This window comes from Altererythrobacter sp. GH1-8, from assembly GCF_043702085.1.
In the GTDB taxonomy this organism is placed as follows: Bacteria; Pseudomonadota; Alphaproteobacteria; order Sphingomonadales; family Sphingomonadaceae; genus Erythrobacter.
This window is the reverse complement of record NZ_CP171690.1, coordinates 2,275,938-2,290,097: the sequence shown is the minus strand read 5'-3', so window position 1 is coordinate 2,290,097 and position 14,160 is coordinate 2,275,938. Positions and strand designations below refer to the sequence as shown.

The following is a 14,160-nucleotide window of genomic DNA, read 5'->3' as shown; positions in this document are numbered from 1 at the left end:
TGAGTGCCCGATTTCTACATCGATCCATCGCCCGCCAATTTTCAGGCTTTCAAGGACCTGCCGCGGGACGAGCCGATCCATATGCTCAACCTGCTGCGCTATCGCGAGTTGGCGGAATATCCCGAGGGGCACGAGCATCACAGCAAAGGCTGGAGCGGGCGGCGCGCCTATCAGGAATATGGCAAGACCTCCGGGCCGATCTTCGCGAGGGTTGGCGGGACAATCGTGTGGCGCGGCGCGTTCCAGACCATGGTCACCGGGCCGGAGCCGGACGACAAGTTGTGGCATGATGGCTTTGTCGCGCAGTATCCCAATTCGGGTGCGTTCTTCGAAATGATCAAGGACCCGGATTACCAGCTCGCAGTCGTGAACCGCACAGCTGCACTGATCGACAGCCGCCTGATGCGCTTTGCGCCGGGCGAGGTTGGCGGGGGCTTTGGGTGAATGTTCGCTAACGACCCAGTTGCGGACGTAGACAAGTAAGCTGATTGTCGCCAAGAGCTGAAGCTCGGATTAAGGAGCGCTATATGGGTATCTCGCCGTTTGTATTTATTTTTGGAGGTGCCTTGTTGGTTGCTTTCATAATCTTGTTCGTCTTATTCAAGAAGCGAGCAGCTGCAAAGCGGACCGAACCGTAACCACCCAATTTTGGACATTTACAACAACCGCATCTGCCCGCCCAATTCAGGCCGTCTGAATTGTGAGCAATCCAGCTCGAACGCATCGCCGATTTCTGACGCTGACGCGCTGCCATTAATCCCTGCGCGTTTGCACGCCAGCGCAAAGCGTGAGCGGAACAATTCTGCCCACACTCCGCTTGGCTTCATGCGGCTGAAGAAATTAGGGTCGTTATCGCGGCCCTGACGAATGGAGCGCACAATGCTCATCACCTTGCCTGCGCGGTCAGGATAGTGCACCTCCAGCCACTCGCGGAATAGCGGGGCTACTTCATGCGGCAGGCGCAGCGGGATCCAGCCCGCTGACTGGACGCCCAATGCCGCCGCGCGTTGGACAATCTCTTCCATGAACTCGTCCGTGATCGCAGGGATAACCGGCGAGATCGAGCAATGCGTCGGCACGCCAGCCTCCGCCAGTTTTCCCAATGCTGCGAGTCGCTTGAGCGGCGAAGCTGCGCGCGGTTCGAGCTTGCCGGACAGCTTCGGATCGAGGCTCGTCACGGAAATCGCCACCGCAACCAGTCGTCGCCGCGCCATTTCCTCCAAAATATCAAGATCGGCCAGAATGCGGTCCGACTTGGTCGTTATGGACACCGGATGACGCGTATCGAGGCAGACCTCCAGCACCTGCCGCGTGATCTGATAGCGTTTTTCAATCGGCTGATAGGGATCGGTGTTTGTCCCCATGGCGATAAAACGCGGTCGATATTTCGGCTTCGCAAGGGTCTCGCGCAGCAATTCGGCCGCATTGGGCTTCGCGAACAATTGCGTCTCGAAGTCCAGCCCCGGCGACAGGTCATGATAGGCATGGGTGGGGCGCGCAAAGCAGTAGATGCAGCCATGTTCGCAGCCTCTGTAGGCGTTGATCGAGCGATCAAACGGAATGTCAGGTGACTGGTTGAAGCTGAGGATCGTCCTCGGGCGTTCTTCCGTCACTCTGGTCCGCAGTTTAACTGGCGGTCCGTCCAATACCTGCATGTAATCGCGCCAGTCGCCGTCAACTTCGCGGGTGGCAAGCCCAAACCGTTCAGGGACGCGGGCAGACGCAGCCCCTCGTCCGTTCTCGACTGATATCAGGTAGTTACGCTTCGTCCTCATAATAAGAACAGATATAGAACATTATTCAGGTTCCATCCAGTACTCAGGTGCCTCGTTCGCAGCTCTTTGTGCGTCAAGGTGGGGCGTCATGGGCGGTCTGGCTCCCTCTGTCGGAACCCCGGCCGATCGCAATGCAGAATGCCAGAGCTGGGTTGGCGATTGTGCAAGCCGCATGCGGTGTCCCTTGCAATCGACTCCCAGGCCGGCCTCGCGGGTCTTCAGCCAGTGGTCTAACGCCGGGAGAAGGGCCGCGGCTTCCGCGACAAGTGCACGGCAATCGCCTTCATTCTCGACCAGATACGAATAATCGAACCAACCCACACTTCGCCACGCCGACCGTTGGCTATCGATGAGACAGAACGGCACCACGCGCACCGCGCTGGCGCGATCGTCGAATTCCGTATGGGCGAGACTGACTTCCTCCGGAGGAATGGGCGGGCGATTGTGTGACAGGTATGGCAAGCGCCTGCGCCACGCGGCACTGTAACTGAAGCTGCCGCCGTATTTGGCGGTCTGGAAAAGGATGAAATGGGTTTCGCACTCCCACTCCCTGCGGAATTCCGGATACTTGCCGGTAAAACCCAGCTCCATGAGGCGAGGTTCGATGATCTCGCGGATGGCGTTGCGTATGTGCCGGTTGCTTGGCCGGCGTGGCATTACCGCTCCCGCAATCTTGGCATCAGATCCACGAAATTACAGGGGCGATTGCGGCTGTCCAATTGCTCAGCCAGAATGCCGTCCCACCCGTCCTTGACCGCTCCGTTCGATCCGGGAAGGGCGAAGACATAGGTCCCGCGTGAAACGACCGCCATAGCGCGCGATTGCACCGTGCTGGTGCCAATGCTTTTGAGGCTGAGATAGCGGAACAGCTCCCCAAAGCCGGGGATGTCCTTGTCCTTGATGCGGTTAAGCGCCTCAGGCGTCACATCGCGGCCTGTAAGGCCCGTTCCGCCAGTGGTCACAACCGCATCAATCTCCGGATCGTCGATCCAGCGGTGCAAATGCGCGGCGATCACTTCAGCGTTGTCCTTGCTGATCTCACGCGCCGCAAGCTTGTGCCCGGCGGCTTCAATCCGCTCCGCCAGAATGTCACCAGAGGTGTCGTTGTCAAAAGTGCGGGTGTCGGACACTGTCAGTAGCGCGATATTGATCGGCTTGAAGGTCAGGCTTTCATCGATTGCCATCAGCGCGCTCCTATGCGGGCGTTGCGGGGAGCCTCGGGAAATTCCGGCCATCCATTCTGCGCCAAGGTAGCCCGGCTCGGCGAATTGTCTACGCCCGCCTGCAACTCATACATCCAGTAGTTGCGCATCACGATCGCGACATAGCTGCGCGTTTCCCAATAAGGGATAGATTCCATGTAAAGCAGCGGATCGCCCTGATCGTTCACTTCATCGTTCCACCGCGTGATGGGGCTGAGACCAGCATTGTAGGCGGCCATGATCTTGGGCAGGTTGTTTCGGGTCGCAGGCGTGTCGCGCAGCATTTCGAGGTTACGCTGACCGAAGGAGAGGTTCACCGCAGGATCGTTGAGGTTCACGTAACTCGCATTCATCTCAAGCCGCGGCGCATGTTGGCGCACGGTGATCGGAGTGATCTGCATCAAGCCGCGCGCGTTTGCCGGGCTGACCGCATTGGTTCGAAAGTTTGATTCCTGCAGCGCATGAGCAAAGGCGAGGGCCGGATCGACCTTCCAGCCATCGGACGGCGCCCACCGAGCAACGGGGTATTGCAGCATGCCATCTACCCGTGCTCCTGAAGGCGCACCGCGTGCAAGCCACAGCTGTGTCTGGGGCAAACCAAGTCGGCGGGCGAGACGGGTGAGCGGCTCAAAATCCGATGCATCACCGATCTGGGCCTGGTGGCGGATCACTTCACCCGCAAGATCTTCTGCACCGATTTCCACCAGGGCAGCAGCAATGCGGGCATTATCGATCCGCTCCAGTCGCCGCCAGTCATCGCGGGTAAGGTCGCTAACCTCGCGCGCGGCAGGCTGTTCCTGACCGAGTTGCTCTAACGCCAGCATGCCGTAGAGCGTCTTTGCGTGGCCTCCTGCAGCCCGCAGCTGGCGCTCTGCTTCACCGGGCTGACGGCAGCGGATAAGTGCGCGGTGCGCCCAGTAATGCGCGGCAGCGGTCAGTTCGACATTGTTCGCTAATCGCGCCGCTTGGCTGAACCCGGCCGCCGCCGTGGCGCAATCGCCCAAACGCCAGGCGGCTAGTCCAACGGTCCAATTCCCTTCAGCGACCCAAGGTCCTGAGCCATCAGCGACCGTTCGCGCCATTGCAAGCGCAGCGGAGTCCTGATTTTCGATGTAGTAGCTCCAAGCCACTCGTTGGCGCCATTCAGCGCGGGCCTGTGAGCTAAGCGTCGCGTCAACCCCGTCCAGCAATTGGCGCGCGCCGTCCGGATCATCGTTGCGGATGCGCTCCAGAATGGCGTTGGAGACCTCTTGCGGCATTGAGCCGTCATTTGTGGGGCTGGGCAGCACACGCTTGGTCTGCCAGCCTTGGCGCCTGAAAGGCTGTACTAATGGTAGGCGCGGCGTTTGCGTCAGACCGCGTCGTTCTCCCAGGCGGACCATTTGCTCGGCCTGAGGAAGCGAGACGCCCATGTCGAGCCACGCTGCCACCTGCTCGGCACTGACTCTGGGGCTGTTAGCATGGGTGTAATACTCCGCCAGCGCTACCTGGTGGAGGAGCCCTCCATCGCGGTCGTCGAGCAGGTCTTCAACCCGCTGCCAATTCTCACTTTCGATCGCGTCAAACACTGCGCGGTAGTATTCGCGCGTTTGCTGGTCGAGAATATCAGGAAGTGCGTCCTGCGCTTCGCTTGAATGAAAGTAATTCGCGCTGTTGGCATGGGCAGGCCCGGCTGTGACCAGGATCGCCCCTATCACTCCGCAAACAGCCGCCGTCAGTCTTACACTCGATTTCACACAAGTCTTCCCTGTCACATCGCCTCTATCCAGCGCGATGGGCGAGCCATCTGCGCCAGAACCGGGCCTTGAGCCGCGGCATGCTGGCAAGAGCATCAAGCCCTTCCGTGACAAGCAGCGGCACCGCTTCGCCCTGTGACGCATATTCCTGAACAGAATCTGTCTGTTGCGCCGCATCGTGGCCGAGAAGCGGCAGAATGTTGGTTCCAAACGCTAGTATGCGTGTCGGCCCCACCAAAGCGACGTGATGGGCAAGCACTCGCGCAAAGCCTGCACGCAGCAGATCTTGCCCGTCTGCCAGCGGCAGCGCCTGTGGCACAGCGGACGCGAAATAGACCTCGTCATCCTGCAATTGCATTGCGGCGAGGATTTTTGACAGCAAACGGCCTTGTGGGCCTGAAAGCAATTGCTCGCGATCTTCAGCCTCAGGCGTTGCAACCAGCACCATTAGTTTCGCGCCAACCTCACCCCTCGGCATTAGGCGCGGGGCATTGCCGGCGAGCGCAATTTTGGACTCGCTGCGCCAGAATTCGCGAAACGCCGCGAGATCCTGAGGCGGGTTTGCACCGAGCAGATCAGCAATCGCTGGCAGCTCAGGCCGTTTGGGCTCCTCTGCCCGCGCACTGGAGACCGCTTTCGGCATTTCTTCCGCCACTGGCTCAGGCTCTGCCAGCCAATCCGTAGCGTCATCGGCAAAATCGCAATCCACACCGGCCTCGCGCCACCAATCCAATGCGGCGGCGACCTGATCTTTCAGAAAGGGCTGATGTGCAGACATGTCGTTACGGCAGGTCTTGACCTCGCAACGCTCAGCAATCAAGGCTTCTCCGCAAGTTTGAACACCGTTTTATCGAAGGATAGCCACGCGATGAGCGAAGAAGCTGTAGAACGCGAATCCATGCCTTGCGACGTAGTGATTGTCGGCGGCGGGCCAGCAGGCCTTGCTGCGGCAATCCGGCTGAAACAGATCAATGAAGATCTTGAAGTCGTCGTGCTGGAAAAGGGCTCTGAAATCGGGGCGCATATCCTCTCTGGCGCGGTGGTCGATCCCAAGGCTCTGAATGAGCTTTTCCCGGATTGGCGCGACATGGATTGCCCAATGGCGGAAACGCCCGTGGCGGACAACTGGCACTGGGTTCTGACAAAAACCGGCAAGACCTCTATCCCGCACCTGTTCATGCCGCCGCTGATGAGCAATCACGGCTGCTACACCGGTTCGCTCGGCAATATGTGCCGCTGGCTGGCGGAGCAGGCCGAGGGGCTGGGCGTGATGGTGTTCCCCGGCTTTCCCGCCGCAGAAGTTATGTACAATGATGCAGGCGCGGTCACCGGCGTGATCACGCAGGACATGGGCATTGCCGAGGATGGCAGCCGCAAGCCTGATTTCCAGCCCGGCATGGAGATCGAAGCGAAATACACTCTGTTCGCAGAGGGAGCGCGCGGCAATCTGACCAAGACGCTCAAGGCGAAATACGATCTTGAGAAGGATTGCGAACCGCAGGTTTACGGCCTTGGCATCAAGGAGCTGTGGGATATTGACCCCGACAAGCACGAGCCGGGCCGCGTGATCCACACGCAGGGCTGGCCATTGTCCGAAAGCGAGAGCTGGGGCGGTGGCTTCCTCTACCACCAGGCGAACGGCCAGGTCGCCTTGGGCTTTGTCACCGCGCTTGATTACAAGAACCCGTATGTCTCGCCCTATCAGGAATTCCAGCGCTGGAAGCAGCACCCGGCAATCCGCGAATATCTCGAAGGCGGCAAGCGTGTTGCTTACGGTGCGCGCGCGATCAACGAAGGCGGCTGGCAGAGCGTGCCCAAGCTCGCGTTCCCGGGCGGCGCACTGATTGGCTGCTCAGCGGGCTTCGTCAACGTCCCGCGCATCAAGGGCAGCCACACCGCGATGAAGAGCGGGATGCTGGCCGCTGAAAGCCTCGCCGCAGCAATTGCTGAGGGCAAAGAGCATGACGAGCGGATGGATTACGATGCCGCCGTGCGCACCAGCTGGATCGCGGACGAGTTGAAGCTGGTGCAGAATGCAGAACCTGCGGTCGCCAAGTTCGGCGGCGATCTCGGCACGGTTATTGCCGGCGCGGACATGTGGATGCGCACGCTGAAGATCGGGCTACCGATCTCCATGAAGCATCACCGCGATTACGAGCAGACGGGCCGCGCGGACCTCTATCGGCCGATCGACTATCCCAAGCCCGATGGCGTGATCAGCTTTGACCGGCTGACCAATGTCGCGTTCAGCTACACCAACCATGCCGAAGATCAGCCGGTTCACTTGCAGCTGCTGGACCGCGATTTGCAAAAGTCGAGCGAGCTTGCCGTCTTTGCAGGGCCATCTACCCGCTATTGCCCGGCAGGGGTCTATGAATGGCTGGAGGATGAGGACACGGGCGAGATGAAGTTCCAGATCAACTCGCAAAACTGCGTCCACTGCAAGACCTGCGACATCAAGGACCCGAACCAGAATATCAACTGGGTGACGCCGGAAGGCGGCGGCGGCCCGAACTATCCGAATATGTGATAGTCATGATTTGGTGGTTTGCAGTCGCTGGGATCGTTGCGGCAAATCTTCTGATCATCAAGCGCTTAGGGCGAAATGGGTTGGTCGTTGCTTGCTGGGGCCTAATGCGTCTCACGCAGCCCGCTTCAAGTTGAACACCACGGAATTAGCTTCGTCATTGCGAGGAGTGTAGCGACGAAGCAATCCAGGTTGGCGCGCGAGCAACTCTGGATCGCTTCGCTTCGCTCGCGATGACGAAAGTAACGTGCCGAATTGCTTCCCAACATTTCCTACATCGCGCGTGCGAGCTAATATTCAGGCGATTTTGGTCATGCCGAATTCGCCCTAAAGGCACGTTTCAAATTGGAAAAGTGTCAACTTCATAGGATTGAGCTAAGCCACTGAACATTCGATAGAAACGTCCAAAAACAGCGCCTGACACCCTGTCAGCTTTGTCAACTTCGTAGGAAATGATCGCAGCTATGTGGGAAATAAAGACAAAGCGCGGCTATCCCGCTAGAAGCATCGCGTGACCCTCACCGAAACCGCCGACGCCAGATTCTCTCTCCCCTTGCAGGGGGAGAGATACGGAGCCTTGCAAATCCGGAGAGTATCGAAGGAGTTGCTAGGCGCAGTTGAGAGGGGGCATCTTCCTTTGTGGCAATGTAGACCCCTCTCCCAACCCTCTCCCCTCAAGGGGAGAGGGCTTTGATCACCGAAACCGCTTACGCGAAAATCAACCTCGCGCTGCATGTTCGCAGAAAGCGCGAGGATGGCTATCACGAGCTCGAAACGCTGTTCGCCTTTGTCGACAATGGTGATAGGCTGGTCGCAAAGCCATCTGATGCGGACCGGTTCGAGGTTGTCGGCGAATTTGCCGCGACGCTCGACAATCCGCTGGGCAACCTCGTCAACCGCGCCATGGCAGCTTTGCCGCGAAGCCAAGGCTTGCATGTGACGCTCGAGAAGAACCTGCCCGTCGCAGCGGGGCTGGGCGGAGGATCGGCAGATGCAGGTGCGGTCTTCCGCATTATCGAGCAGGTCGCTGGCCTGCCCGATAACTGGCAAGACCTTGCGACACGCCTGGGCGCAGACGTGCCCGCCTGCGTGCGCAGCGAAATGGCTATCGGCACCGGCACTGGCACAGAGCTCGCGCCGGTCGAGAACGACATGACAGGAATGGCTGTGCTGCTGGTCAATCCGCGCATCCCGCTACCGACCGGGCCGGTGTTCAAGGCATGGGCCAAAGAGGGAAATGGCGAAGACAGAGGTCCGCTGCCCACTGGATCAGCGCGCGAAATCGCGCGCAACGGTCGCAACGACTTGCGCCAACCCGCGATCCAGATCTGCCCTGCAATTGCCCAGATCCTGCATAGACTGGATCAGACCGAGCCGTGGATGGCGGAAATGTCAGGCTCGGGCGCGACCTGTTTTGCGCTCTATGAAAGCGCAGAACATCGCGACAGGGCCGCTCGTGTGCTCGCTGAATTGGAACCACAATGGTGGCAGATGGTAGGTTCTCTGAAGTGAGAATTTGCAATGATGATTGATGGACTCCCATATCGCCAGGTGGGTGAGCCTCGGCGCGGCGCAATAGTGTGCGTTGCCGATCATGCGTCGAACCATGTGCCCATCGACATCGAGTTGGGCGTTGGGCCTGAATTGCTGGAGCAGCATGTCGCAGTCGATATTGGCGTTGAAGGTATCGCAGAGCGACTTGCGCGGCGCCATGACATCCCGGCGCATCTGGCGACGGTCAGCCGCCTTGTCTGCGATCTGCATCGTGAGGAAGACAATCCGGCGGTCGTTCCCATGTCCTCTGACGGGCACACGATTGCAGGCAACATCGGCGCGGATCTGGATGCGCGGCTTGATCGCTTTCACCGCCCGTATCACCAAGCTCTGGCCGAGTGGCTGGACGAAATTCAGCCCCGGCTGATCGTCTCGCTTCACTCCTTCACGCCAAAACTTGCGACATCAGACGAAGAGCGCCCATGGGAATGCGCGCTGCTCTATAACGCGGATGACCGCGCGGCGCGGCATGCGATCCGCTTGTTCAGCGAACTGGGGCTCACCGTTGGCGACAACGAGCCTTATTCGGGTAAAAAGCTCAATGCGACGATGAACCGTCATGCCGAGGCGCATGGGCGTCCCTACATGGCGCTGGAAGTGCGCCAGGACCTGATTTCGACCCGCGCAGAGCAGTCGCGCTGGGCGGCAATGATCGCCGATGTTGCAGGAAGGGTTGCGCTCGCGCTTGAGTAGAGGCAGGGGCTGTTTCACGTAAACGCACTCACGAGAAACAATATGTCCCGCTTCGACAAATCCAAACTGCCTTCGCGCCACGTCTCTGTTGGTCCGGAGAAAGCTCCGCACCGTTCCTATTACTATGCGATGGGGATGACCGAGGAAGAGATCGCGCGGCCTTTTGTGGCGGTGGCGAGCGCAGGGAACGACAGCGCGCCGTGCAACACCGCACTCGATGCGCAGGCGAATATCTGCCGCGAAGGCGTGATCGAGGGTGGCGGCACGCCGCGCCGTTTCAACACGATCACGGTGACAGATGGTATCGCGATGGGCCATCAGGGGATGAAGAGCTCGCTGGTGAGCCGCGAAGTAATTGCGGATTCGGTCGAGCTTTCCGTGCGCGGACACTGCTATGACGCGCTGGTCGGCTTTGCCGGATGCGACAAGAGCCTGCCCGGCATGATGATGGCGATGCTGCGGCTCAACGTACCGTCGATTTTCGTCTATGGCGGCTCGATCCTGCCCGGTGTCTTTCACGACAAGGATGTGACGGTGAAGGACGTATTCGAAGCGGTCGGTCAATATGCGGCAGGCAATTGTCCGCTGCAGGAGCTGATCGCGCTGGAAAAAGTCGCTTGTCCCGGCCACGGCGCTTGCGGCGGGCAGTACACTGCCAACACCATGGCCTGCGTCGGCGAAGCGATCGGATTGAGTCTGCCAAACAGCAACATGGCGCCTGCACCTTACAAATCGCGTGAGGAAGTGGCGATTGCCGCGGGCAAGCAGATCATGGAATTGCTGGAGCGCAACCTGCGTCCGCGCGACATCTGCACCCGCGCGGCGTTCGAAAACGCGGCACGTGTGGTCGCAGCGACCGGCGGATCGACCAATGCCGCTCTCCATCTTCCGGCAATGGCAAGCGAGTGCGGGATCGAGTTCGATTTGTTTGACGTCGCGGAAATCTTCAAATCGACACCATACATTGCGGACTTGCAGCCGGGCGGTAAGTATGTCGCGAAGGACATGCACGAGGCCGGCGGGGTCTACATGGTCATGAAGACTTTGCTGGATGGCGGTTTCCTCGATCCTGAGCCAATGACGGTTTCAGGCAAGACCATCGGAGAGAACCTCGAGGAGATCACCTGGAACCCCGACCAAAAGGTCATCTACGAGGTTTCAAATCCGATCACGCCAACCGGCGGTGTCGTGGGCCTTAAAGGCTCGCTCGCACCCGATGGCGCAATCGTGAAGGTCGCGGGTATGAGCAAGCTGCAATTCTCCGGCCCGGCGCAATGCTTTGATTGTGAAGAAGACGCCTTCAAAGCGGTCGAAAAACGCCAGATCCGCGAGGGTAGCATCATCGTGATCCGTTACGAAGGACCCAAGGGCGGTCCAGGAATGCGTGAAATGCTGGCGACCACCGCTGCGCTTTACGGGCAGGGCATGGGCGAGAGTGTTGCGCTCATCACGGACGGGCGTTTTTCCGGTGCAACCCGCGGGTTCTGCATCGGCCATGTCGGGCCGGAAGCTGCCGAATGCGGCCCGATTGCATTGGTCGAGGACGGCGACATTATCACTATTGACGCAGAAGCTGGCACAATCGACCTCGAAGTAGAGGACAGCGTGCTCGATGAGCGGCGCAAGGCGTGGACTCCGCGAACCAACGATTACCAGTCGGGTGCCCTGTGGCGTTATTCGCAGAATGTTGGTCCGGCGGTGAAGGGTGCGCTCACCCATCCCGGCGCGAAAATGGAGCGTCACGTCTTCGCTGATATCTGATAGGATGCGCGCATGAGTGCATCCGATCCGCAAGGCCAAATCCTCACCGTTGCGCAAATGCAGGCGGGCGAACAGGCGTTGGTCGATGCGGGCACTTCGGTCGAGGAGCTAATGCAAATCGCCGGGCAAGGCGCTGCAGAATGGGTCTGGCGGATTTCGGCGGGCCGTCCGGTCGTCGTCCTGTGCGGCCCCGGCAATAATGGCGGTGATGGCTATGTCATTGCTGAAACTCTTCGGGCGAGGGGGCTGACGGTGCAAGTGGCTGCTCCGCTTGGGCCAAAGACCGAAGCTGCCAAGGCTGCGCGCCGCGCCTACAAGGGCGAAGTGCTGACTTCGGGCAAGCAGGCGAACGGCAAAGTTCTGGTCGATTGCCTGTTTGGCTCTGGTCTTGCCCGCCCTCTGGAACCCGAGCACTTGCTGGTCCTGCGCGACCTTGCGAACCGCGCGCATCATCGGATCGCGGTCGACCTGCCTTCGGGCGCGGAGAGCGACAGTGGAGCACTGCTCAATGCCGGGTTGCCCGAATATGATTGCACGTTGGCTTTGGGCGCGTGGAAATTCGCGCATTGGCGCTTGCCCGCGCGCGCAAAGATGGGAACGCTTCGACTCGTCCCTATTGGCGTGGCTAATGTCGAAGGAGCCGCGCGTCTTATCCGTAAACCTGCGCTGCACGCCCCTGCCATCACTGCACACAAGTACACGCGCGGTCTGTGCGCAGTCATCGGCGGCGAGATGCCCGGCGCGGCCTTGCTTGCAGCAGAGGCAGCGATGCATGGCGGCGCAGGCTATGTGAAGCTGTTCCCGCTCTCATCTCCGCGCAGCGCACCCGCCGGACTAGTGGTCGACAAGTCTTCGCTGGCCGAAGCGCTAGTGGACGATCGGATCAGGGCCATGCTGGCGGGTCCGGGACTGGGCACCGATGACACCGCATTCGGGCGCCTCGGTCAGGTGCTCAGCCATATTCGCCCGACCGTGCTTGATGCGGACGCGCTGGTGATGCTGAGACCCGGCATGATAGCACAGGACGCTCCCGTACTTGCGACCCCGCATGACGGCGAACTCGAGCAGCTTTGCCGCTCCTTCGGCGTGATCGGGGAAGACCGCCAGGCCCGCGCGCAGGCGCTTGCAAAGGTCAGCGCGATGGTGATCTGCGCAAAGGGGCCCGACACCATTATCGCGGCACCCGATGGCCGTCAGGCCCTTGCACCGCCTGCTTCAAGCTGGCTGTCTACCGCCGGAACGGGGGATGTGCTGACTGGAATTGCTGTGGCTCGCATGGCTACAGGCCGCGATCCGTTCACGGCTGCTTGCGAAGCAGTCTGGCTTCACGGAGAAGCCGCGCGGATATGCGGCCCGGCATTTACCGCCAGTCAGCTTGCACAGGCAGTTAAGGAAGCCTACGCGGCCGCTATATGAGTTCAGGAACTCCGATCATCCGCATCGCTGCCAAGGGCGATGGTGTCGCGGCCGATGGTCGACATGTGCCGGGTGCAGTCACTGGCGATACCGTGCTGGAGGATGGCTCACTTCAATCCGGCCCCCATCACGCGACACCGCCCTGTCGCCATTTCGGGCTTTGCGGGGCATGCCAGCTCCAGCATGCCGACGAAGCGGCGCTTGAGCGTTTTGTTCGCGAGCGCGTAGCCTTTGGCGCGCAAAGTCAAGGGCTTGATGTGGGAGAGTTGCTGCCGACCCATCTCTCTCCGACCCATTCACGGCGGCGTGCTACGCTGCATGGCCTGCGCACTGCCAAGGGCGCGGTGCTGGGCTTTCGCGAGGAGAAGAGCAACCGCGTGGTGGACTTGCAGGAATGCCATGTCCTGCACCCCGACCTTGTCAAAGCAGTCCCCCCGTTGCGCCAGCTTATCGCGCGCCATGGAGGCAAGGGATCTGTGGACGTCGGCCTTGCGATGGTGGACGAAGGCGTTGATTGCAGCATTTCCAACTTCCCGATGGAAGGGCTGGAGGCAACCGAGGCGCTGCTCGATCTTGCTCGCGAATACGGTTTCGCAAGGCTCGCCGTTGATCTGGGCTTCGGGCCTGAGGCTCTGTGGGAACCGAAACCTGTAACTGTGACGCTGTCGGGTGTGCCTGTCGCCTATCCGTCCGGAAGCTTCCTTCAGGCGACTCCGGATGCCGAGAGGGTCATGCTCCAGGACGCGCAGGCATGGCTGGAGGGCATGCATTCGGTAGCGGACCTCTTTTCCGGCCTCGGCACATTCACCTTTGCCTTGCGCGAAGATCGTTCGGTGACAGCGTTTGAAGCTGCACGGGACGCCCATCTGGAATGTCTTGCGGCGGCACGCAGAACCGGTTCCCGGCTTGAGGTCAGGCACCGTGATCTGTTTCGCAACCCGCTCCAGCCGGATGAGTTGGCTCAGTTTGATGCGGTGCTGCTTGATCCTCCGCGTGCTGGAGCAAGAGAACAGGTTGATGCTATCGCGCAAAGCGAAGTTGCCAGGGTTGTCTATATCAGCTGCAATCCCTCAAGCTGGGCGCGCGATGCAGCGCGCCTGGCAAGCGCTGGCTTCAAACTCGAGAAATTGCGCCCTGTTGGTCAGTTCCGCTGGTCGACCCATGTCGAGCTGACGAGCCTGTTCGTGCGCTAGCCTTCACGGGCTTCAATCAAGCAGAAGCTTGGTCTCGACGAAGTCCAGCAGACCTCCGAAAGTTTCCAGCATTTCGCCGTCAACATCATCGTCTTCGATCACAATGGCGAGACGATCCTCGATCTCTGTCAGCAATCCTGCAACCGCCATGGAGTCGAGCTCTGGAAGTTCGCCGAACAGTCCGGTATCGCGATCAAAGCTTTCCACGTCGTCGGGATCGAGACCGAGAATGTCCACCAGAATAGACCGCAGCGTCTCGTCAATTGCCACACGGCTTGGTGCGAGGGAGGCCGTTTCGCCAGC

At 60.1% G+C, this 14,160-nt stretch carries 13 protein-coding genes; 7 read left to right on the top strand and 6 right to left on the bottom strand.

The annotated features are described in order from the left end of the window. Positions 1-3 precede the first annotated feature (3 nt). Entirely contained in the window at positions 4-444 is a 441-nt protein-coding gene (locus ACG9DO_RS11120) for a DUF1330 domain-containing protein (RefSeq protein ID WP_394727897.1), read from the top strand. 212 nt (positions 445-656) lie between these two features. On the opposite strand, the gene ACG9DO_RS11115 is transcribed toward ACG9DO_RS11120, so the two are convergent. The 5 genes from ACG9DO_RS11115 to ACG9DO_RS11095 are packed head-to-tail and all read right to left on the bottom strand — an operon-like array spanning position 657 to position 5,491. After that, positions 657-1,775 (bottom strand): PA0069 family radical SAM protein, encoded by a 1,119-nt coding sequence (locus tag ACG9DO_RS11115; RefSeq protein ID WP_394727895.1) that lies wholly within the window; start codon positions 1,773-1,775, stop codon positions 657-659. Positions 1,776-1,796: 21 nt separating this feature from the next. Further along, the gene (locus tag ACG9DO_RS11110) at positions 1,797-2,432 is read right to left on the bottom strand and encodes a hypothetical protein (protein WP_394727893.1); all 636 of its coding nucleotides are present in this window, start codon (positions 2,430-2,432) and stop codon (positions 1,797-1,799) included. Further along, positions 2,432-2,959 carry a molybdenum cofactor biosynthesis protein B gene (gene moaB, locus ACG9DO_RS11105; RefSeq protein ID WP_394727891.1) on the bottom strand — a complete coding sequence of 176 codons (528 nt, stop codon included), beginning with the start codon at positions 2,957-2,959 and terminating at the stop codon, positions 2,432-2,434. Before moaB ends, ACG9DO_RS11110 begins: the two co-directional genes overlap by 1 nt. Then, positions 2,959-4,713 carry a transglycosylase SLT domain-containing protein gene (locus ACG9DO_RS11100; protein WP_394727889.1) on the bottom strand — a complete coding sequence of 585 codons (1,755 nt, stop codon included), beginning with the start codon at positions 4,711-4,713 and terminating at the stop codon, positions 2,959-2,961. Before ACG9DO_RS11100 ends, moaB begins: the two co-directional genes overlap by 1 nt. A gap of 25 nt (positions 4,714-4,738) precedes the next feature. Continuing rightward, positions 4,739-5,491, bottom strand: coding sequence for a uracil-DNA glycosylase family protein (locus tag ACG9DO_RS11095; protein ID WP_394727887.1), 753 nt, complete (start codon positions 5,489-5,491; stop codon positions 4,739-4,741). Between the two features lie 90 nt (positions 5,492-5,581). Between ACG9DO_RS11095 and ACG9DO_RS11090 the strand changes: the two genes are divergently transcribed. The 6 genes from ACG9DO_RS11090 to ACG9DO_RS11065 all read left to right on the top strand — a co-directional run bounded on the left by ACG9DO_RS11090 (position 5,582) and on the right by ACG9DO_RS11065 (position 13,857). Further along, the gene (locus tag ACG9DO_RS11090) at positions 5,582-7,243 is read left to right on the top strand and encodes an electron transfer flavoprotein-ubiquinone oxidoreductase (RefSeq protein ID WP_394727885.1); all 1,662 of its coding nucleotides are present in this window, start codon (positions 5,582-5,584) and stop codon (positions 7,241-7,243) included. Between the two features lie 687 nt (positions 7,244-7,930). Next, positions 7,931-8,752, top strand: coding sequence for a 4-(cytidine 5'-diphospho)-2-C-methyl-D-erythritol kinase (locus ACG9DO_RS11085; RefSeq protein ID WP_394727883.1), 822 nt, complete (start codon positions 7,931-7,933; stop codon positions 8,750-8,752). Between the two features lie 12 nt (positions 8,753-8,764). Beyond that, complete coding sequence (locus ACG9DO_RS11080) at positions 8,765-9,487, top strand: N-formylglutamate amidohydrolase (protein ID WP_394731260.1); 723 nt, start codon at positions 8,765-8,767, stop codon at positions 9,485-9,487. Between the two features lie 42 nt (positions 9,488-9,529). After that, positions 9,530-11,248 (top strand): dihydroxy-acid dehydratase, encoded by a 1,719-nt coding sequence (gene ilvD / locus ACG9DO_RS11075; protein ID WP_394727881.1) that lies wholly within the window; start codon positions 9,530-9,532, stop codon positions 11,246-11,248. Positions 11,249-11,260: 12 nt separating this feature from the next. Next, positions 11,261-12,664, top strand: a complete 1,404-nt coding sequence (locus ACG9DO_RS11070) for an NAD(P)H-hydrate dehydratase (protein ID WP_394727879.1) — start codon at positions 11,261-11,263, stop codon at positions 12,662-12,664. Then, the gene (locus ACG9DO_RS11065) at positions 12,661-13,857 is read left to right on the top strand and encodes a class I SAM-dependent RNA methyltransferase (protein ID WP_394727877.1); all 1,197 of its coding nucleotides are present in this window, start codon (positions 12,661-12,663) and stop codon (positions 13,855-13,857) included. Before ACG9DO_RS11070 ends, ACG9DO_RS11065 begins: the two co-directional genes overlap by 4 nt. Before the next feature lie 12 nt (positions 13,858-13,869). Here ACG9DO_RS11065 and ACG9DO_RS11060 read toward each other — a convergent pair whose 3' ends face one another. Then, the gene (locus ACG9DO_RS11060) at positions 13,870-14,127 is read right to left on the bottom strand and encodes an acyl carrier protein (RefSeq protein ID WP_394731259.1); all 258 of its coding nucleotides are present in this window, start codon (positions 14,125-14,127) and stop codon (positions 13,870-13,872) included. Positions 14,128-14,160: the final 33 nt, after the last annotated feature.

What these genes read in the sequence shown, in the direction of transcription:
- ACG9DO_RS11115 (WP_394727895.1), bottom strand. Translation starts at nt 1,775, where the DNA reads ATGAGGACGAAGCGTAACTACCTGATATCAGTCGAGAACGGACGAGGG.
- ACG9DO_RS11110 (WP_394727893.1), bottom strand. Translation starts at nt 2,432, where the DNA reads ATGCCACGCCGGCCAAGCAACCGGCACATACGCAACGCCATCCGCGAG.
- moaB (WP_394727891.1), bottom strand. Translation starts at nt 2,959, where the DNA reads ATGGCAATCGATGAAAGCCTGACCTTCAAGCCGATCAATATCGCGCTA.
- ACG9DO_RS11095 (WP_394727887.1), bottom strand. Translation starts at nt 5,491, where the DNA reads ATGTCTGCACATCAGCCCTTTCTGAAAGATCAGGTCGCCGCCGCATTG.
- ACG9DO_RS11090 (WP_394727885.1), top strand. Translation starts at nt 5,582, where the DNA reads ATGAGCGAAGAAGCTGTAGAACGCGAATCCATGCCTTGCGACGTAGTG.
- ACG9DO_RS11080 (WP_394731260.1), top strand. Translation starts at nt 8,765, where the DNA reads ATGATTGATGGACTCCCATATCGCCAGGTGGGTGAGCCTCGGCGCGGC.
- ilvD (WP_394727881.1), top strand. Translation starts at nt 9,530, where the DNA reads ATGTCCCGCTTCGACAAATCCAAACTGCCTTCGCGCCACGTCTCTGTT.
- ACG9DO_RS11070 (WP_394727879.1), top strand. Translation starts at nt 11,261, where the DNA reads ATGAGTGCATCCGATCCGCAAGGCCAAATCCTCACCGTTGCGCAAATG.
- ACG9DO_RS11065 (WP_394727877.1), top strand. Translation starts at nt 12,661, where the DNA reads ATGAGTTCAGGAACTCCGATCATCCGCATCGCTGCCAAGGGCGATGGT.